Source organism: Streptomyces sp. NPDC002055, assembly GCF_040296705.1.
In the GTDB taxonomy this organism is placed as follows: Bacteria; Actinomycetota; Actinomycetes; order Streptomycetales; family Streptomycetaceae; genus Streptomyces.
This window is the reverse complement of record NZ_JBEOXS010000008.1, coordinates 101,930-120,868: the sequence shown is the minus strand read 5'-3', so window position 1 is coordinate 120,868 and position 18,939 is coordinate 101,930. Positions and strand designations below refer to the sequence as shown.

The window sequence follows — 18,939 nt, the reverse complement described above, 5'->3', positions numbered from 1 at the left end:
CGCCCGGACCACGGCTCAGGCGGGTCAGTGCACCCGGCGGTCCTCCAGCGGGGCCGCGGTCAAGAAGTCGTCAGCGGGCTGCGGGAGATGCGGAGTGTGGTTGACCAGCCGGGCGGAGTTGGCGACAACGGCGATGCTGCTGGTGTTGTGGAGCAGGGCCGCGAGGACGGGATTGATGGAGCCGCCGGCGCCGGCGACCAGGCCCATCAGGTTGACGCCGATGGCGAGTCCGTAGTTCTGGCGGACGACGCGCAGGGTGTGGCGGCTGAGTTCGACGACGGCGGCGACCTGTCGCAGGTCGTCTCCCGGCAGCGCGATATCGGCGGTCTCCAGGGCGACATGAGAGGAGTGGGCTCCCATGGCGATCCCGACGTCGGCGAGGGCCAGGGCGGGGGCGTCGTTGGTGCCGTCGCCGACCATGGCGACCGTGTGGCCCTCGGTCTGCAGATCGCGGATCAGCTGGAGCTTCGCTTCGGGCAGGGCATGGGCGTGCACCTCGGTGATGCCCAGCCGGTCGGCGACTACCTGGGCGGTCTCGGGTGCGTCGCCGGTCAGCAGCACGAGACGGGAAACCCCCAGTTCTCTGAGCTGTTGGATGACGGTGCCGGCCCCGGACCGTACGGCGTCGGAGACGCCGAGCAGACCGATCAGCTCGTCGTCGTGCGCGATGCAGATGACGGTCTCGCCGTTGCCGCGCAACCGCTCGGTCCAGCCCTGGGCTTCCTCGGTCAGCTCGACGCCGTGCTGTCGCAGCAGTGCGGGACTGCCGACCAGCAGCCGGGTGCCGTCGAGCTCTGCGCGCATGCCCATGCCGAGGACCACTTCGCATGCCTGGTGGATGGGGGCGTGCAGATGCTGCTCCTCGGTGTGCTCGACGATGGCCTGGGCGAGGGGATGCCGGGCGTGCAGCTCTCCTGAAGCGGCCAGGCTGAGGACCTCGTTGGCGGTGAAGTTCTCGCTGAGTGAGACCACGCTGGTGACCAGCGGCCGACCGAAGGTGAGGGTGCCGGTCTTGTCGAAGACGACGGCGCTGACCCGCCCGACGCCCTCCAGGTGGGTGCCGCCCTTGATGAGGGTGCCGCGCCGCGCGCCGTTGCCGATGGCGGCGCTGATGGCGGTGGGCGTGGCCAGGCCTGCCGCGCAGGGGCATGCGATCAGCAGCATGGTCATGGCGCGGCGGGCGTCGCGGGTGACGGCGTACGTCAGAGCGGCAAGGCCGAAGGAGACGGGGACGAAGCGCTGGGTGAAGCGGGTGGCGACGGTCTGGATCGGCGCCCGGTCGGACTGTGCTTCCTCGACCCGGCTGATGATCCGGCCGACCGTGGTGTCCCGTCCGACGGCGGTGGCACGGACGGCGAGTGAGCCGGAGGTGATGATGGTCCCGGCGTAGACCTCGGCGCCGGCGTGTGCGTAGACGGGCAGCGCCTCGCCGGTGATCGCGGCCTGGTCGACGAGGGCTTCGCCACTGAGGACCTGCCCGTCCACCGGGATCCGGTGGTGCTCGTACACGGCGACCAGGTCGCCCGGCGCGATGTCTTCGAGCGCCACCTCGACCTCGACGCCTTCCTCCCGTACGAGCCAGACGCGCTCCTCGCCGATGGTGAGCAGTTCCTCGATCGCCCGGCGGGTGCGGCGCAGGGTCAGGGTCTGGAGGAATTCGCCGATGTTGAGCAGCCAGAGGACGGTGAGGGCGACGACGTTCTCGCGCAGTACGAGCGAGATGACGGTCGCCGCGGTGACAAGGGTGTCGGTTCCGGGGTGGCTTCGGCCGCGCAGGGAGCGCAGGGCGCCGCGGAAGAAGGGCAGGCCGGTGAAGAGGGTGATGGCGCCGAGGAAGCCGGAGGATCCTGCGGTGATGCGGGGGCGCCTGAGCAGTCGGCGCAGTGCTACGAGTGCGAGGACCGCGCCGCCGACGACCAGCCGGGCCAGCTCGCCGGTGGAGGAGTCGGGTGTGGAGCGGGTGGGCTTGGCGGGCGCGGAGGGGGGCGGGGCCTCTTCGAGTGCGGCTACCAGACGGTCCACGTCGAGGCGGTCCGGCGCCATCCAGATCACCACGCTGCCGGTGCGGGGGAAGATCCTCAGGGCGCGGAAGCCGCTGATGCCCGTCAGGCGCTCATCGACCAGTCCGGCACTGCCCGGGCGGGCGCGTACCCAGGGAACGGTCAGCCGGGCCCGGCCGGCGGCCACGGAGCATACCGTCACGCCGGACATGGTCAGTGCTCATGCCCGTGGTCATGGTCCTCGGTGGCTACCGCGGAGGGCGGCGGGACTTCTTCGCCCAGAGACGTACGGGCCTCGGCGAGGACATCACCGGCCTTGAGCCGGGCCTCTTCCGCGGCCGAGGCCAGCCACCGGCCGGCCACGATTCCGCCGGCCAGGCCGCCGACGACAGCCTTGCGGGCGGCGGGCTTTGCCTCGGGGGCGCGCTTGGCGGCGCCTTTGACGATCAGGGCGCCCACCACTCCGGAGACCGCATAGTGAGCGAGCCGTCCGGCTGCGACGCCGACGAGTGCGACGGGGTGCATACGAACTCCTTCCGTCATGACCGGCTCCTTCAAGTGTGCGTCCGTACAGCGGTCCGGGGCGAGCCGAGCCGCGGGGCCGGCGTCCGCCGGGCACGCCGCGCCTCCGTCAGCCGACAGCCGAGGTAGATCAGGAACGAGAGGGTCGTGACGTACGGGCTGATGGGGACGCTGCTGCCGAGCGCGAGCAGAATTCCGCCCTCCATCGCGCACAGCGCGAAGACGACACTCAGCACGGGCAGCAGCACGGGAGAGGCCGTGACGCGCGCGGCGGCGGCCGCGGGGGTGACCAGGAGCGCGAGGACCAGCAACGCACCGACGATCTGCACGCACAGGGCGACCGCGAGGCCGAGGACCAGCATGAAGGCCAGGGACAGCGCGCGTACCGGGATGCCCCGTGCCTCGGCCACGTCCGGGTCGACGCCGGCGAAGGTCAACGGCCTCCAGACCATGGCGAGGGCCATCAGCACCACCACCGACGTACCGAGGAGCCAGGCCATCTGCGGAGTGTTGACGGCGATGATCTGGCCGGTCAGGAGGCCGAACTTGTTCGCCGCCCGCCCCTCGTACAGGGACAGGAACAGCACACCGAGGCCCAGTCCGAACGGCATGATGATGCCGATGACCGCGTTACGGTCGCGGGCACGGGCGCCGAGTACACCGATCGCTCCGGCTGCGATCAGGGATCCGGCGATGGACCCGGCGACGATGTTCACCCCGAGCAGCAGCGCGGCCGAGGCGCCGGCGAAGGACAGTTCACTGATGCCGTGCACGGCGAACGGCAGATCCCGCATGATCACAAATACCCCGACCAGCCCGCCGACCAGGCCCAGCAGCACCCCGGCGAGCAGCGAGTTCTGCACCAGGCCGAGCAACTCGCCGTAGTTGTCGAAGTTGAAGATCTGATGCCAGACGCTGGTGTCCTCCCCGCTCCGGGCGAGCAGCCCCACCCCGGTCCCTGTCACTGGTCTTCTCCCCCCTCCGCCCCATCGGCGTGGCTGTGGCCGGTGCCGGCATCCGGCGCCCCGACCACCACGATCCGGTCCCTGACGCGGACGACATCGACCTGCGTGCCGTAGAGATCCGACAGGGTGCCGGAGGTCATCACGTCCTCCGGCGGCCCGATCCTGTATCCGCCCCTGGCCAGATACAGGACGCGGTCCACCAGGCCCAGGACGGGGTTGATCTCGTGCGTGACGAAGACGACGGCGGTGGCCGTGGAGCGGCGCCGCTCTTCCACCAGGCCGGTGATGGTGCGCTGGTGGTGCAGGTCGAGGGAGAGCAGAGGTTCGTCACAGAGCAGGATCCGCGGATCGGTGGCCAGCGCCTGTGCGATGCGGACGCGCTGCTGTTCGCCGCCGGAGAGCCGTCCGACCGGCACATCCGCGTACGGTGCCGCGCCGACCGCAGCCAGCAGGTCGTCCACACGGCGGTGCACCGCGCGGCGGGCGAGCGGCAGTCCCCATCGATGCCCGTCCAGCCCGAGGCGCACCAGGTCACGGGCGCGCAGCAGCGTGTGTGCGGGCTGGAACGTCTGCTGAGGAACGTAGCCGATGTGCCGCCCGCCGTTTCGGGGGGAGCAGCCAGGGACGGTGAGCGATCCTGCGGTGAGCTGCTGCCGGCCCAGGAGCACGCGCAGCAGACTGGTCTTGCCCGAGCCGTTCGGGCCCAGTACGGCGAGGAATTCACCGGGCCGGATGTCCAGGTTCAAGCCGCGCCACAGTACGCGGTCCCCGTAGGCAAGGGCCGCGTCCCGCAGGGAAAGCACCGGTGCCGCAAGGTCCGCGGGCCGCCCGATGGCTCGGTCCGGACGGGAGAGTGGGGTGTCGGTCTCCGTGCGTTCCATCATCTGTCCAGTGCGCTCTTGACGGCCCCGACGTTGGCCGTCATCCAGCTGATGTAGTCCTCGCCCTGGGGGAGGGTCTCGGTCACCGCGACCACCGGGATTCCGTTGCCCTCGGCTGCCGCCTTGACCTTCTCCGTCTGCGGCCCGGTGGTCTGCTTGTTGTAGATCAATGCCTTGACCTGCTGATCCGTGAACAGCGCGAGCGTCTGCTGCAGGCTCTGCGTGGAAACGTCATCGCCTTCCTCCACAGCCTCGCTGAAGTCCGCCGGCGTCTTGTTCCGCAGTCCCATGGCCTCGGTCATATACAGGGGAACGGGCTCGGTGGCTGCCACGGCGGCACCCCCGTGGTCCGCCTTGATCTGCTGTTCCTTGTTCTCCAGCACCGTCAACCTGTCGTTGAACGTTTCGGCGTTGCGCCGGAAGACGTCGGCGTCAGCGGGGGCGGTCCGGGCCAGGGCGGCCGCGATCCGGTCGGCCAGCTTCCCCATCGTGGGAAGGTCGTACCAGACGTGCTCGTTGAGTTCCGGGCCCGCTGACGGTGTCTTCCCCGAGACCTGCACGGCATTGATGACAGCAGGTGAGGAGTTCTTCGCACTGTGCAGCATCCTGCCGACGAAGTCGTCATAGCCGCCGCCGTTCTCGACGACGACCTTCGCCTTGGACAGCTCCAGCCGGTTCTGCGTACTGGCCTCGTACGCGTGGGGATCCTGCGACGGATCACTGATGATCGAGACGACCTCGACGTGCTCGCCGCCGATCTGCTCGACGATGTCGCCGTACACGTTCGTCGAGGCGACCACCGGAATGACGGGAGAGGAAGTGCCGCTCCCGGAGTTCTCGGGGGAGCCTGCGCAGCCCCAGGTCAACGCCAGCGCCACGGTCATCAGCACAAGCGGGCCGCGCACCGAGGACACCCGCATCGCGCCCTCCCAACCAATCGGTAACCGAAACGGTTATCAATTCATTATCGGCCCGATGTCCACCGTCATCCACCGGAGCCGATGGGAGCCCGCTGGGGCCGACCGCGTTGATCACCGCTGGCGCCATCGGTCATACGTCCGGCCACGACATCCACAGAGCGATCCAGAACAGGATTCTTAATGACTGCGGTCAGCGTTCGAGGAGCCTCCAGGGCCCCTCGAACACCGCAGGGTTCACTGCCCAGCTTCGGCGGCCAGTCTCGGAGCGATCCGCGCGCACCGAGCGGCGTATTCCTGGAGATGACGGGCCCGGAACTCCTCGGCATCCCAGACCTCGTCGCATACCTCGCCGTCCGGCCAAACATAAGCGAGCCCGGGCCCGCCCGAGGTCAGCGAAACCTCGCGCAGGTCGTAGCGATCGTCCTCGAAGGCGTCGAGAATCGCCCACTCCCTCCGGCTGAGGTCGGCGAGCAGCACGCCGGGCGCCGTGGAGCCGGGGGCCGCTACAAGCCCTGGGTAGACGCGCCCGGCCAGAGAAGCTGCGCGCCAACCGGGCGCACTGGCCTTGAGGCGCTCAGGTATCCGGCCGATCAGAGCTTCGAGAACCGAATCGAACTGAAGCGTGCCGTATGCGAACAGGGCAGTGCCCTCGGGCGAGAAACGGTCCCGGCGATTAGCAGTCCCCGGGACCGGCGCGGGCTGAGCGGTTGGTTCATTCCAGTCGTCACGAGCCGGGCAGGTACATGGCGTCATAGGTTGGCGATTCGGGGGCGTGCTTGATCTCCCCCATCACCGAGTATCCCCACCGCACGTATGCATCGTGCGCCGGCTGGTTGTCGATGATGCACGTCAGGGTTGTGGCGCTCTCCGCGCGCCCCGTGATCACAGTGTCGTGGATTTTCCTGCCGAGGCCCTGGTTCTGGTACTCGGGGAGAACCATCAGTCCCCGGAGCCAGAAGACCTGTCCGGCGTCCGCGAGGGTCTGGAGCTGCTTCGGCCTCCTGTCGCCGAGCGAGATCCACCACGGCTTGTCGGCGGGCAGGGTGGCGCCGTGTACGTATCCGACGATCTCCCCGTTCCGGCACGCGGTCACCGTCTCGAAGCCGTCGCTGTCGAAGGCGGCTTCCAGCCGCTGGCGGAAGGAGGCGACGGAGAAGAACGGGTCCCCGGTGTACGGCGGTGTGTCGTACACCCGGGCGTACACCTCGGCCAGGTCATCGGTGACGGCCTTGACCGAAGTTCCGTCGTACCGCTGGTACTCCGCATCCACTGGTTGATCTCTCCCCTTCTGAATCACGCGACGACTGCGCGGATCTCTTCAAGCAGCTCCCCCACCCCGCGGGCGCGTTGGTGAGGAGCCAGTCCATCGTGGACGATCTTCAACTGCTGGACTGCCCGAGCGGAAGACATGCCCGCTGTCCGGATCAGCACGATGGCCTTCCTCGTGGCATCGGCGCTGTGGTCGATGTCCCCTGCACCGATGGCTGCGGTCGCGAGCCGGCCGAGACACATGCCTCTGTTCCGGGAGTGCGCTACGTCTTGCAGCTTCTCGGACTGCGCCAACAGCTTCTGGGCTCGAGCTGTCTGGCCGAGGTCGAGGCGGCACATCCCCTCCAGGCACACCAACTCGGCCTGGTTGAGGAACGTCGTCCAATCAGGGTCGCGGCCGTCCGCCCCGCGCTCCCATTCCTTCCAGGCCCTCTTGATCGCGGACTCGCAGTTGAAAGCGTCACCGACCCGGGCGTGCCCCTGAGCCTCACGGATCGCCAGGAGCGCCGAACACCCGGGTCGGTGCGCTCCACATACCCGCGTGCGTCTGCGCGAGCCGAGCGAAGCGGATCGCTTCCCGCCCCTTGTTCAAATCCACGGCTTGGCGGGCCATGTTGCTCAGGGTCCGGCTGGAGAGCACGTCGTCGCCGGTCAGCATCGCGGCGTTCAGGGCCTCGGAGAAGTACTGTCGGGCCTGCGTGTGCAGGCCGGCGTCGTAGCTGAACCAGCCGAGGCTGGTGGTGAACTTCCCTGCGAGCGAATGAAGTTGCTGGCCCAGCTGTTCGTCATAGATGCCTCGATCGATCATGTGGTGCACCCAGAGCAAGTGCGCGCGCGTCGGCCTCCAGAGGCGGTTGCCACCGAATTGCTGATCCTGCGCATCCATGTCGTCCGCGGCTTCCCGCAGAAGCTCGACCTCGTCCTCAGCGATCTTCCAGTCAGCGGCGCCGGGTACGTCGCTCGTCGTCTGAGCCAGCCACGGCGGTGTGTCCTGGTCGCCCCGGCGAGGAGCGGGACCGCGGCGGCCGACGGCTCGATGAGCGAGGCCGGCGTCACGACGGGCACAGCGGAGGCGTCGGAGGCATCTTCTCCGGCACCCGGGCAGAGCCCCAGCTCCTCGACCGACCGCTGGAAGTACAGCTCCAGGACCACCCGCGTGTCCGGATGCGGATACGGGCGCGCCCTCGTCTCGCTCTCCCACTTCGACATCTGCCGGACGGTGAAGGTGGGGCGCTTCGAGACTCGTCCCTCGGCAGCGAGCCGCTCCGCCAGGGCGTTGAGTTCGCCCACCGCCTTCTCCTGGGTCCGGTTGCGGCTCTCGCGTAGCGCTCTCATCGGACTGCGGCTCACCGGACACCCCCTTGCCGACTGGTGTCAGCTCACCGTAGCGGTCATCCAGCGGGCCGTGTGAGGCATCGTCAGCAAAGGTGCTGGTGAGAGGCAAATGGCGTTCAAAAGGGCGGGGGAAGGGCGGGAAGGAGGCGGGCGGGGTTCGGGCGAAAGGACCTGTTCACCACCTCGGAGCTTCCGATGCACTAGGTGACCGCGGACGCACTGTGCGTATCGAAGCTTGGATGTTGACCTGGGAGGGCCCATGGAGAGCCGCACCGTGACAAGCGAGCACGAGCGCCTGTCCGCACGGCCGCGATGCGCCTCCCACAGTGACGGCGACCTCATGAGTTCCACGTTCCAGATCCAGAAGCGACCACCGGGCGCACTTCCGGCGCCCGAGGACGGTGAAAAGGTCGGTGTCATGCGGCACCGGACCCGAGAGCGCCTGAGCGCGCGCGGCCTGGCCCACGTCGCCGACAGCGTGTGCCGCGCAGGCGGGCCGCTCGACGGCCACGCGGAGTGGATCGCCGCCTTCGAGCGGGCGGGCACCACCCTCGCCTACCTCGCCGCCCAGGGTGAGCTGACCCGCGGTCTGCGCGCCGTCATCGCCCACCACGTGATCTTCCACGCCAACCGTGCCGGTCTGCCCTCCGCGGACCAGCACACCCTGTCCCACATCGCACGAGAGGTAGTCATGGGATCGAGTGACAACACCGCGTCAACGGCGGCGACCAACTCCGCGGCCTATAGCGTCAACGCGGTGAACACCGACACGCTCACCACGCCCGAGGCCGAACGGCTCCGCAACGCCCTGGTGGACCAGATCCAGGCCGAGGGCCATGCCCACACCCCGGCGGTCGAAACCGCTCTGCGCACCGTGCCCCGGCATCTATTCGTCCCCGACGCGCCGCTCGCCGACGCCTACGCGAACGCTCCGGTAAACATCAAGTACGACACCGACGGCACGTCGATCTCCTGCGCCTCCCAGCCTGGCGTCGTCGCCCTCATGCTGGACCAGCTCCAGGCCCAGCCCGGTGAACGCATCCTCGAACTCGGTGCCGGCACCGGCTACAACGCCGCCCTGCTCGGCCACCTCGTCGGCCCAGGCGGGCACGTGACGACCATCGACGTCGATGACGATCTGGTCGCAGGCGCCCGTGCCCACCTCGCCGCCGCCGGTGCCGCCAACGTCGAGGCGATCACCCGCGACGGCGCCCTCGGTCACGCCGAGGGCGCGCCGTACGACCGGATCATCGCCACCGTCGGCGCGCACGGCATCCCGCACGCCTGGCTCGAACAACTCGCCCCCGGTGGTCGGCTCGTCACTCCCCAGCGGCTCAAGGGCAGCGTCTCCCGCTCCATCGTCTACGAGAAGCACGACGGCCGGTGGGTGTCGTCGGGCTCGCAGATGAACACCTTCATGCCGCTGCGGCGCGGCATCGCCGACGACGACCGGCGCATCGTCCCGCTCACCGCGGACGGCACCGTGCGGCTTCAGGCTCCGGCCGGTCAGCAGATCGACGTCGATGCCCTCGCCGGGGTCCTGGAACAGCCGCGGACCGAGGAGTGGACCGGCATGAAGGTCCGGGCCATGGAGAGCCCGGAGTGGATGGAGCTGTTCGTCTCCTCCTCCCTGCCGTCCGGTCTGATCCGGATGCTGTTCCCGCAGACCGCCAAGGGCTCGGTGCTCGCTGAGGACCCGTACCCGTCGTCCACGGCGGCCGTGGACAAGGGCGCGGTCACCTACCTCGCCCGGCGGCTGCTGGACGAGAAGACCCCCGAGGGCGAGAAGCTCTGGGAGTTCGGCGTCATCGGCCACGGCCCCGGCAGCGACGAACTGGCCTCGAAGGTTGCCGACGCCATCCGCACCTGGGACCGAGGCTTCCGTGACCGCGAAGCAGCGTTCGAGATCCTGCCGCTCGACGCCCCCGCAGTCGAGCAGCGACCCGGCGTCTTCCTCCTGGACACCCCGCTGAACCGCGTCCTCGTCACCTGGCAGTAGCCAGGCGTGGCGCGCCCGCCGCCCCGCGGGATCTGGTTCTCCATCCTGCAAACGGCATCCTGCTTGCGCTGGGAGTCCAGCAGGGTCACGGGCTTCACGCTGTGCTCGGCGGCTGCACGACGGATGACACGGGCCAGCGGAGCGGCGGCGAGCTTGGCGGCCGGCGCGATGGCGAGCTTGGGCTCTACGAGGGTCTGTCCGCTCCGGGGTCCTCACCGTGCATGAGGCGCCGGGCTGGAGGGAACCTACGGGCCCCGGTGTGGCGATCGCGCGGCGAACGCCCCACCGGTGCTAGCGTGAAAACGGCGTTTCCGCAGGTCACGTCGTTTCTGCTGGTGTGGGGCGGGTGGGACTCGAACCCACGACCGACGGATTATGAGTCCGCTGCTCTAACCGGCTGAGCTACCGCCCCGTAACGGCGCGCCGCGCACAACTGTGCGCGCCGTCTGCCGCAGCATAGCTGCTCATAGGATCTGCCGCCCGTGTGGGCCACAGTGCCTCGCATGGAGGACATCGATCACGCTCGCGGCGGTTCCCGGGTTCGCCATGCCATGAAAAAAGGCCCCGCTACCGGGGCCTTCATCATGGGCTCCCCCGACTGGACTCGAACCAGTAACCTGCCGGTTAACAGCCGGCTGCTCTGCCAATTGAGCTACAGGGGACTGCTCTGCTCGGACCCGCCTGACCGGTTTCCCGGGGGCGTTCCCTCGCTGCGAGCAATACATTAGCGCATGCCAGGGGGTGCTTTGAAATCGGTAACCGCATCGGCACCCACGAGGCGGGGCATGCGCTCAGTACGCATCGAGTGAAGGGTGGAAGCCATGCTGTACCGGCTCACGTTCATCTCCGGTCTTGCCGTCGGTTACGTGCTGGGCGCGCGGGCCGGTCGGGAGCGGTACGAGCAGCTGCGGAAGGCCGCGCAGCGGGTCGCCCAGAACCCCGCGGTCCGCAATGCCGCGGAGTCCGCGGCGCAGAACGGGCGGTCCGCCGCTTCGAAGGCCGTCGACACGGTCTCCTCGAAGGTCGGGCACCGCCTGCCCGACTCCGTGGCGGACCGGGTCCGCTCCCTCCGGGAGCAGCGCGGGGCGACGGAGGACGACTGGGGCACCAGCAACACCTGACGCCGAGAGGCCGAGGCCCCCGGGCAGCTCGGTGACCCGGGCCGCTCGTCGGCCTGGCCGCTCGTCGGCCTGGGCGGTCGTCGGCCTGGGCGGTCGGGGGCCTGGGCGGTCGGGGGCCGGGCCTGGCCCGCCGCTCGTCGGCCGGGCGGCCGAGGGCTGGCCTGGCCCCGGCCCGGACGAGCCCCCGCCAGAGGCCGATGCCGGTGCCCCCGTCAGAGGCCGGTGCCCGAAGGCCGGAGGCCGATGCCCGGGGGCCGGTGCCCGAGGCCGATGCCCGGAGGCCGGTGCCGGTGCCGGTGCCGGTGCCGGTGCCGGAAGAACAGACCGGAGAACCGGAGAAGCGGACCGGCCCGAGCTCCCCGGATGCCGCTCGGGCCCGAGCTCCGCACCGCCCTGAGTGATGCCCCTCGCACCAGGCCCCGCACCGTCCCCCGAGTGACCTCACCCTCTCCGCACGCCGCACCGACATCCGAGTGACCTCACCCTCTCCACACGCCGCACCGGCCCCCGAGCGACGTACCCGGACATCCGGGGCGCCGGGCCGGGGCACCGAGCCGGGGCGCCGAGCCGGGGTGCGGGGTGAGGTGTCCGGGCCCGGTCGTGGGGCCCGGGGCTCTGCCGGGCCGCGTGCCGGTGCGGGCGTGCCGTCCGCCCTGGCCTGCACCGAGTGGTTCCAGCCGCCCGGGGCGGTCCGGATGACGGCACGGGGCCCGAGGTAGGGCATCATCGAGCGACATGGGGATAGTCGCCGGGTTGGACAGTTCTTCCGACTACACACGCATCGTCGTCTGCGACACCGAAACCGGTGCCGTGCTCAGGCAGGGGTATGCCCCGCATCCCGAGAGTGACGGTGACCCCGGCGGCAAGCGGACCGAGATCGACCCGCAGGCCTGGCTCGTGTCGCTCGGCGAGGCCGCCGGCAGCGGGGTGCTGGAGGGCGTGCAGGCCATCGGGGTGTCGGCGCAGCAGCAGGGGATGCTGGCCCTGGACGCCGAGGGCGGACTCGTCCGGCCCGCGCTGCTCGGCAACGACAAGCGCGCCCAGTCCTCGGCCGCCGATCTCATCGACGCGCTGGGCGGGCGTGCGGCCTGGGCCGAGGCCGTGGGCTCCGTTCCGCAGGCGTCGCAGCCACTGGCGAAGCTGCGCTGGATGGCGCGGTACGAGCCGGAGGCGGCGGCCCGTACCGCGGGGGTCCTCCAGCCGCACGACTGGCTGGTCTGGCAGCTACTCGGCCGGCCGCTGCGGCGGACCACGGACCGGGGCAGCGCCTCCTCGACCGGCTACTGGTCGGCGGCCACCGGTGCGTACCGCCCGGACCTGGTGGAGCTGGCCCTCGGGCGGCAGGTCGTGCTGCCCGATGTCCTCGGTCCCGCCGAGCCCGCCGGGACCACCCCGGAGGGGCTGCTGATCGCGGCCGGTACGGGCGAGACGATGGCGGCGTCGTTCGGGCTGGGCGTGGGCCTCGGGGACGCGGTGGTGTCGCTCGGCGCCTCCGGTTCGATCTTCGCCGTGCACCACGAGGCGCTGGCGGACTCCACCGGCACCATCACCTCGTTCGCCGACGCGACCGGCATGCACCTGCCCGTGGTGCACACCAGCAACGCCGTGCGCACCCTGCGCGGCGCCGCCGAGCTGCTGGGCACGGATCTGGAGGGCCTGTCGACGCTGGCGTTGAAGTCGACGCCCGGCTCCCACGGGCTGGTGCTGCTGCCCTATCTGGAGGGCGAGCGGACGCCGCACCTGCCGCACACCGCGGGGACCCTGGCCGGGCTGCGGCGGGAGAGCATGAAGCCGGAGAACCTGGCGCGGGCCGCGTTCGAGGGCATGCTGTGCGGGCTGGCCGACGCGCTGGACGTGCTGCGCGGGCGCGGGGTCGCGGTGAACCGGGTGTTCCTGCTGGGGGCGGCCGCCGAGCTGCCCGCGGTGCAGGCCGCGGCTCCGGCGCTCTTCGGCGCGCAGGTGATCGTGCCGCAGGCCGCCGACTACGCCGCGCTGGGCGCCGCCCGGCAGGCCGCGTGGGCGCTGGGAGTGGCGCAGGGCTACCTGTCGCCGCAGCAGCCGCCGCTGTGGCAGGGCGCGACGGCGCAGGTCTTCGATCCGGGCGAGGAGCTGGCGGTCGGCCAGGCCGTCCGGCAGCAGTTCATCGCCGTGCGGGAGCAGACCCACCCCGGGGCGTTCCAGAACGTGTTCTAGCGCCCTCGCCGGTCGCCGCTAGCCGCCCGCCGTCCGCGATACGGGCCGGCATCCGGTTTCCGGGACGGTGGTTTCCGGTCATACCTCGCACGGTGCGGACGGGTGTCCCGGCGGGCGGATCCGGCGTCGGCGAGGTGTCGGACGGGCATGGATGGCCCGTGCGCGGCCCGCGCATGGATGGCCCGTACGCGGCCCGCGCATGGACAGCCCGTGCGCGGATCACAGGCGCGGCTGCGGCCCCGGCCGGCTGGGTCGGCCGGGGGCCTGCCGTGCTCCGCCCAGGCGCCCGGCGCCCTCCCGCGCAGGCGCCCGCCCCAGCCCGAAGCGTCCACCGCCGTCCGGCCGAGGCGTCCACCCCACCCGGGCCCATGCGTCCGTCCGGTCCGTCCGGTCCCGTCCGTCCGGTCCGGTCCGTCCGGTCCATCCGGTCCGTCCGGTCCGTCCGGTCCGTCCGGCTGAAGCGTCACCCCGCCCGCGCCGGGCGTCCGTCACAACGGCCGGTGGCCGGGGACTGGCCGTGCAGCCGGGGACCAGCCCGTGCACCGGGGACCGGTCCGTGCAGCGGTTCGGACGGAACGGCAGGCCCCGGCCAGGTGTCCGCCGCACCGGCCCCAGGCGCCCGCCGCGGGCCGGGGCGAAACGTTCGGGGCCTCCCGGGCGATGCATCCGTAGCACCCGGCCGACGCATCCGCGGCGTCCGGCCGGTGCGTCCCTGCTGCCGTACGGCCCTACGTCCCGTAACAAAACGTTTGACCTCAAGTGCTGTTGAGGCCGCAAGGTGTCCGAGGCCCGCCGGTTCCGGCCGGCTCCGTGCGCTCGCCGAAGACCGTCATGACCGAAGAGAGCCCGTTGTGCTGATCCGACTCCTCAGACCCCATATGGGGCCGTACCGACGACCCGTGGCGCTGCTGGTGCTGCTCCAGTTCGTGCAGACGCTCGCCGCGCTCTACCTGCCCGCGCTCAACGCCGACATCATCGACAACGGCGTGGTGACGGGCGACACCGGCTACATCCTGGAGACCGGCGGCGTGATGATCGCGGTCTCGCTGCTCCAGGTGGCCTGCTCGATAGGTGCCGTCCTCTACGGCGCACGGACCGCCATGGCCGTCGGCCGGGACATCCGGGCCTCCGTCTTCGACCGGGTGCAGAGCTTCTCCGCCCGCGAGGTCGGCCGGTTCGGGGCGCCGTCGCTGATCACCCGCACCACCAATGACGTCCAGCAGGTCCAGATGCTGGTGCTGATGAGCTTCACGCTGATGGTCACGGCGCCGATCATGTGCGTCGGCGGGATCGTCATGGCGCTGGGCCAGGACGTGCCGCTGTCCTCGCTGCTGCTCGCCGTCGTCCCGGTGCTGGCCGTGCTGATCGGCCTGATCGTGCGGAAGCTCGGCCCGCAGTTCCGCACCATGCAGGGCCGGCTCGACACCGTGAACCGGGTGCTGCGGGAGCAGATCACCGGCATCCGGGTCATCCGCGCCTTCGTCCGGGACGACCACGAGCGGCAGCGCTTCGACCGGGCCAACACCGAGCTGACGGACGTCTCGCTGCGCACCGGGCGGCTGATGACCCTGATGTTCCCCACGGTGATGACGGTGGTGAACGTCGCCGGGGTGGCCGTGCTGTGGTTCGGCGCGCACCGGATCGACGGCGGCAGCATGCAGATCGGGGCGCTGACGGCGTTCCTGAGCTATCTGATGCAGATCCTGATGGCCGTGATGATGGCCACCTTCATGTTCATGATGGTGCCGCGCGCCGAGGTCTGCGCGGAGCGCATCCAGGAGGTCCTGGCGACGGAGTCCAGCGTCGTGCCGCCCGCCGAGCCCGTGACGTCGCTCGGCCGGCGGGGCCATCTGGAGCTGCGCGGCGCGGACTTCCGCTATCCGGGCGCCGAGGCGAAGGTGCTGCGCGGGGTGGACCTCGTGGCGCGGCCGGGCGAGACGACCGCGGTCATCGGCTCCACGGGCAGTGGGAAGAGCACGCTGCTCGGGCTGGTGCCCCGGCTGTTCGACGCGACGGGCGGCTCGGTGCTGGTCGACGGGGTGGACGTGGCGTCGATCGCCCCGGCCCTGCTGGCCGAGACCGTCGGGCTCGTGCCGCAGAAGCCGTATCTGTTCTCCGGGACCGTGGCGTCCAACCTGCGCTACGGCCGGCCGGACGCCACCGACGCCGAGCTGTGGCACGCCCTGGAGGTCGCCCAGGCCAAGGAGTTCGTGGAGCGGCTGGAGGACGGTCTGGACGCGCCGATCTCTCAGGGCGGCAGCAATGTCTCCGGCGGCCAGCGGCAGCGGCTCGCCATCGCGCGGGCCCTGGTGCGGCGGCCGGAGATCTACCTCTTCGACGACTCGTTCTCCGCGCTCGACTACGCCACCGACGCGGCGCTCCGGGCCGCGCTGTCCCGGGAGACCGCCGGGGCGACGGTGGTGATCGTCGCGCAGCGGGTGAGCACCATCCGCGACGCCGACCGGATCGTGGTCCTCGACGAGGGCCGGGTCGTCGGCACCGGCACCCACCCGGAGCTGATGGCCGGCAACGACACCTACCGGGAGATCGTGCTCTCCCAGCTCACCGAGCAGGAGGCGGCATGACCACCCAGGCACCGGCACCGCGCCGCGGACCCGCCCCGGCCGTGGGACCGGCGCGCTTCATGGGCGGCCAGCCGGCCGAGCGGTCCATGGACTTCGCCGGTTCGGGCAAGCGGCTGCTGCGCCGGCTGCGGCCCGACCGGGCCCGGCTGTACGGGGTGCTGGCCATGGGCGTGGCGAGCGTGGCGCTGTCCGTGCTCGGGCCGAAGATCCTCGGCGACGCGACCGACCTGGTGGTCGACGGCGCCGTCCTGCCGCCGCACCGGGGCGTGGACTTCGGCGCCGTGGCGGGGGTGCTGCTGTGGGCGCTCGGCGTGTACGCCGCGTCCGGGGTCTTCGGCGTCGTCCAGGGCCGGCTGGCCACGGGCGCCATCAACCGCACCGTCTTCCGGCTGCGCGAGGACATCGAGGCGAAGCTGTCCCGGCTGCCGCTGTCGTACTTCGACCGGCAGCCGCGCGGCGAGGTGCTGAGCCGGGCCACCAACGACATCGACAACATCGCGCAGACCCTCCAGCAGACCATGGGCCAGATCGTGAACTCGCTGCTCACGATCGTCGGCGTGCTGGTGATGATGTTCTGGATCTCCCCGCTGCTGGCCCTGGTGGCGCTGATCACCGTGCCGGTGTCGGTGTTCGTCGCGACGGCCGTCGGCAAGCGGGCGCAGCCGCAGTTCGTCGCCCAGTGGAAGACCACGGGGAAGCTGAACGCGCACATCGAGGAGATGTACACCGGCCATGCGGTGGTGAAGGTCTTCGGACGGCAGGCCGAGTCCGCCGAGGCGTTCCGGGAGCAGAACGAGGCGCTGTACCGGTCGGGCTTCCGGGCCCAGTTCATCAGCGGGATCATCCAGCCCGCGATGATGTTCATCGGCAATCTCAACTATGTGCTGGTGGCGGTGGTCGGCGGGCTGCGGGTGGCGTCCGGTGCGCTGTCGATCGGGGACGTGCAGGCGTTCATCCAGTACTCGCGGCAGTTCAGTCAGCCGCTGACCCAGGTGGCCAGCATGGCGAACCTGGTGCAGTCCGGGGTGGCGTCCGCCGAGCGGGTCTTCGAGCTGCTGGACGCGGCCGAGCAGGACCCGGACCCGGTGGCCCCGGAGCGCCCCGCCGAGCTGCGCGGGCGGGTCACGCTGGAGCAGGTGGCCTTCCGCTACGAGCCGGACAAGCCGCTCATCGAGGATCTGTCGCTGGCCGTGGAGCCCGGCCAGACGGTGGCGATCGTCGGGCCGACGGGCGCGGGGAAGACCACCCTGGTGAACCTGCTGATGCGGTTCTACGAGGTGAGCGGCGGCCGGATCACCCTGGACGGGGTGGACGCGGCCCGGATGTCGCGGGAGGAGCTGCGGTCCGCGGTGGGGATGGTCCTCCAGGACACCTGGCTGTTCGGCGGCACGATCGCGGAGAACATCGCGTACGGGGCGCGGGGGGCGACCCGGGAGCAGGTGGAACGGGCCGCCCGGGCGGCGCACGCCGACCGCTTCATCCGCACCCTGCCCGACGGCTACGACACGGTGATCGACGACGAGGGGACGGGGGTGAGCGCGGGTGAGAAGCAGCTCATCACCATCGCCCGCGCCTTCCTCTCCGATCCGGTGATCCTGGTCCTGGACGAGGCCACGAGCTCGGTCGACACCCGGACCGAGGTGCTGATCCAGAAGGCGATGGCGACCCTCAGCCACGGCCGGACCAGCTTCGTCATCGCGCACCGGCTGTCCACGATCCGCGACGCCGACGTGATCCTGGTGATGGAGAACGGCTCGATCGTCGAACAGGGCACGCACGAGCGGCTGCTGGCCGCCGGCGGGGCGTACGCCCGGCTGTACACGGCGCAGTTCGCGCAGGCGGTGGCGGAGGTCGACTGACCGGCCGGGGGCGCGGGGCCGCGGAGTGTCCGGCTGCGGGGTACGGAGGGCCGGGCGGCCCGCCGGCACGGGGTGCTTGTCCGTGTCCGGTGAGCCGCCCGGCCGCGTTCCGGGTCAGGCGTGCTCCGTTCAGTGGGGCGGTCAGTGCTGCCCCGCCCAGCGGCGTACCGTCGCGGTGGCGTCGGCGGCGTCCTCGGGGGTGAGGTCGGCGATCCGCGCACGGTGGTTGGCGCCGGGGGCCGGCCGGACGGCGCTGTCCCGGCTGCCGCTCCCCAGGCGGAACGGTTCCGCCCGGGCGGTGTCGTTTTCGCCGTACACGAAGAGCAGTTCCCGGCCGTGGCGCCGTACCCACCGGTCGATGTCGGGCATCGCGTCCGGCTGGAAGCGCAGGGGGATGTCCCGCGGCACGTAATTGCGCACCTGCTGGATCCCGGGGTGGCGCAGCAGGCCGGCCAGGTGCGCGGTGTCGAACCGGACATAGCCGAGCTGGGTGCCCAGCTGGTGGAAGTACGGGAGGACGGACGCGAGGCTGCGGTCGGTGTAGACCGGGAAGCGGGAGACGCCGTCGACCCACCGGTACAGCTCGTCCGTGGTGGCGGTGGGCGCGGGCACCGACGCGCAGCCGTCGGCCCCGCTGTACATCCAGAACATCAACGGCAGCCGCAGGATGGCTAGTTCGTACGCTCGGTCCGCGCTGCCGAGCGTGTGGAAGGTCTGCCCCTCCTGCCGGGCCCACCGGGCGTACCGGCCGGCCATCTCCTCCCGGCGCACCAGCGCCTCGCGCTGCACCGCCCGCAGCGCGGAACGGCAGGCGGGGGGGGGAGCTGCGGGCGCCAGTGCGGTGCCGAGCGGTGCGGTGCCGAGCGGCGCGAAGTCTCGGGGAGCCGGGGCCTCCCCGTCACCGGGTCCGCTGTCCGGTGGTCCCGGGCGGCGCCGTGCCGCCCGGCCGGGGCGGGGCGGAGTGCGGGCGGGTGGCGGAGTGCGGGCGGGTGGCGTTGCGAGGCGTGGTGGTCCGCGACGTCGTGGCCCGATGAGGTCCGGCGGGGCGGCTGGTGCTCGGTGGAGCGGGGGGGTGTGCCGGGGTCGGTGCGGCTGCCGGGCGTCGTGTTCGTCATGGGTCCAGCCAAGCCGTCGCCACCGGGGGCCCGGATCCCCCGGGAAGCGGAACGCCCTCCCCCACGCGAGGGAGAGCGCGCCCCGCATCACCCGAATCAGGCCAATCCGCACTCCGCCCGGGGACGAATGCACGGTGTGAGCGGAGAGCGAACGGCAGGGGCGGACGGGGTGGCC

General features: G+C 71.2%; 15 protein-coding genes and 2 tRNA genes. 5 read left to right on the top strand and 12 right to left on the bottom strand.

Translation table 11 applies throughout. The annotated features are described in order from the left end of the window. Positions 1-24: 24 nt before the first annotated feature. The 9 genes from ABT112_RS06945 to ABT112_RS35320 form a co-directional block, all read right to left on the bottom strand. On the bottom strand, positions 25-2,211 hold the full coding sequence (locus ABT112_RS06945) for a heavy metal translocating P-type ATPase (RefSeq protein ID WP_351506390.1): 2,187 nt from the start codon (positions 2,209-2,211) through the stop codon (positions 25-27). Between the two features lie 2 nt (positions 2,212-2,213). After that, the gene (locus ABT112_RS06940) at positions 2,214-2,543 is read right to left on the bottom strand and encodes a DUF1490 family protein (RefSeq protein ID WP_351506389.1); all 330 of its coding nucleotides are present in this window, start codon (positions 2,541-2,543) and stop codon (positions 2,214-2,216) included. Between the two features lie 11 nt (positions 2,544-2,554). Continuing rightward, positions 2,555-3,487 carry a metal ABC transporter permease gene (locus ABT112_RS06935; RefSeq protein ID WP_351506387.1) on the bottom strand — a complete coding sequence of 311 codons (933 nt, stop codon included), beginning with the start codon at positions 3,485-3,487 and terminating at the stop codon, positions 2,555-2,557. After that, complete coding sequence (locus tag ABT112_RS06930) at positions 3,484-4,368, bottom strand: metal ABC transporter ATP-binding protein (RefSeq protein ID WP_351506523.1); 885 nt, start codon at positions 4,366-4,368, stop codon at positions 3,484-3,486. The genes ABT112_RS06935 and ABT112_RS06930 overlap by 4 nt, the downstream gene beginning before the upstream one ends. Beyond that, on the bottom strand, positions 4,368-5,288 hold the full coding sequence (locus tag ABT112_RS06925) for a metal ABC transporter solute-binding protein, Zn/Mn family (protein ID WP_351506385.1): 921 nt from the start codon (positions 5,286-5,288) through the stop codon (positions 4,368-4,370). The genes ABT112_RS06930 and ABT112_RS06925 overlap by 1 nt, the downstream gene beginning before the upstream one ends. A gap of 234 nt (positions 5,289-5,522) precedes the next feature. Further along, the gene (locus ABT112_RS06920; RefSeq protein ID WP_351506384.1) at positions 5,523-6,041 is read right to left on the bottom strand and encodes a gamma-glutamylcyclotransferase family protein; all 519 of its coding nucleotides are present in this window, start codon (positions 6,039-6,041) and stop codon (positions 5,523-5,525) included. After that, positions 6,013-6,558, bottom strand: a complete 546-nt coding sequence (locus tag ABT112_RS06915; RefSeq protein WP_351506382.1) for a GNAT family N-acetyltransferase — start codon at positions 6,556-6,558, stop codon at positions 6,013-6,015. Before ABT112_RS06915 ends, ABT112_RS06920 begins: the two co-directional genes overlap by 29 nt. 23 nt (positions 6,559-6,581) lie before the next feature. Then, a complete protein-coding gene (locus tag ABT112_RS06910; protein ID WP_502975267.1) occupies positions 6,582-7,052 on the bottom strand; it encodes an NsdA family TPR-like regulatory protein in 471 nt (156 codons plus the stop codon). Further along, positions 7,045-7,758 (bottom strand): NsdA family TPR-like regulatory protein, encoded by a 714-nt coding sequence (locus ABT112_RS35320; RefSeq protein ID WP_502975262.1) that lies wholly within the window; start codon positions 7,756-7,758, stop codon positions 7,045-7,047. Before ABT112_RS35320 ends, ABT112_RS06910 begins: the two co-directional genes overlap by 8 nt. Positions 7,759-8,232: 474 nt before the next feature. Between ABT112_RS35320 and fxlM the strand changes: the two genes are divergently transcribed. Next, positions 8,233-9,891: a methyltransferase, FxLD system gene (gene fxlM / locus ABT112_RS06895; RefSeq protein WP_351506374.1), complete on the top strand. Its 1,659-nt coding sequence runs from the start codon at positions 8,233-8,235 to the stop codon at positions 9,889-9,891. A gap of 338 nt (positions 9,892-10,229) precedes the next feature. On the opposite strand, the gene ABT112_RS06890 is transcribed toward fxlM, so the two are convergent. Beyond that, positions 10,230-10,303, bottom strand: a tRNA-Ile gene (locus tag ABT112_RS06890). 177 nt (positions 10,304-10,480) lie between these two features. Continuing rightward, a tRNA-Asn gene (locus tag ABT112_RS06885) sits at positions 10,481-10,553 on the bottom strand. Positions 10,554-10,712: 159 nt separating this feature from the next. Between ABT112_RS06885 and ABT112_RS06880 the strand changes: the two genes are divergently transcribed. From ABT112_RS06880 to ABT112_RS06865, 4 genes are all read left to right on the top strand, one after another. After that, positions 10,713-11,012, top strand: coding sequence for a YtxH domain-containing protein (locus tag ABT112_RS06880; protein WP_351506372.1), 300 nt, complete (start codon positions 10,713-10,715; stop codon positions 11,010-11,012). Between the two features lie 735 nt (positions 11,013-11,747). Beyond that, on the top strand, positions 11,748-13,205 hold the full coding sequence (locus ABT112_RS06875) for an FGGY family carbohydrate kinase (protein ID WP_351506370.1): 1,458 nt from the start codon (positions 11,748-11,750) through the stop codon (positions 13,203-13,205). 851 nt (positions 13,206-14,056) lie between these two features. After that, positions 14,057-15,790 carry an ABC transporter ATP-binding protein gene (locus ABT112_RS06870; protein ID WP_351506368.1) on the top strand — a complete coding sequence of 578 codons (1,734 nt, stop codon included), beginning with the start codon at positions 14,057-14,059 and terminating at the stop codon, positions 15,788-15,790. Next, positions 15,787-17,649 (top strand): ABC transporter ATP-binding protein, encoded by a 1,863-nt coding sequence (locus ABT112_RS06865; RefSeq protein WP_351506366.1) that lies wholly within the window; start codon positions 15,787-15,789, stop codon positions 17,647-17,649. Before ABT112_RS06870 ends, ABT112_RS06865 begins: the two co-directional genes overlap by 4 nt. 141 nt (positions 17,650-17,790) lie before the next feature. Here the strand turns inward: ABT112_RS06865 and ABT112_RS06860 are convergent, their stop codons facing one another. Further along, positions 17,791-18,852 (bottom strand): serine protease, encoded by a 1,062-nt coding sequence (locus ABT112_RS06860; protein WP_351506365.1) that lies wholly within the window; start codon positions 18,850-18,852, stop codon positions 17,791-17,793. Between the last annotated feature and the right edge of the window lie 87 nt (positions 18,853-18,939).

Excerpts from the sequence above, each read along its gene's own strand:
- ABT112_RS06920 (WP_351506384.1), bottom strand. The coding sequence starts at position 6,041 with ATGACGCCATGTACCTGCCCGGCTCGTGACGACTGGAATGAACCAACC.
- ABT112_RS06880 (WP_351506372.1), top strand. The coding sequence starts at position 10,713 with ATGCTGTACCGGCTCACGTTCATCTCCGGTCTTGCCGTCGGTTACGTG.
- fxlM (WP_351506374.1), top strand. The coding sequence starts at position 8,233 with ATGAGTTCCACGTTCCAGATCCAGAAGCGACCACCGGGCGCACTTCCG.
- ABT112_RS06940 (WP_351506389.1), bottom strand. The coding sequence starts at position 2,543 with ATGACGGAAGGAGTTCGTATGCACCCCGTCGCACTCGTCGGCGTCGCA.
- ABT112_RS06930 (WP_351506523.1), bottom strand. The coding sequence starts at position 4,368 with ATGGAACGCACGGAGACCGACACCCCACTCTCCCGTCCGGACCGAGCC.
- ABT112_RS06865 (WP_351506366.1), top strand. The coding sequence starts at position 15,787 with ATGACCACCCAGGCACCGGCACCGCGCCGCGGACCCGCCCCGGCCGTG.
- ABT112_RS06925 (WP_351506385.1), bottom strand. The coding sequence starts at position 5,288 with ATGCGGGTGTCCTCGGTGCGCGGCCCGCTTGTGCTGATGACCGTGGCG.
- ABT112_RS06875 (WP_351506370.1), top strand. The coding sequence starts at position 11,748 with ATGGGGATAGTCGCCGGGTTGGACAGTTCTTCCGACTACACACGCATC.
- ABT112_RS06860 (WP_351506365.1), bottom strand. The coding sequence starts at position 18,852 with ATGCGGGGCGCGCTCTCCCTCGCGTGGGGGAGGGCGTTCCGCTTCCCG.
- ABT112_RS06945 (WP_351506390.1), bottom strand. The coding sequence starts at position 2,211 with ATGTCCGGCGTGACGGTATGCTCCGTGGCCGCCGGCCGGGCCCGGCTG.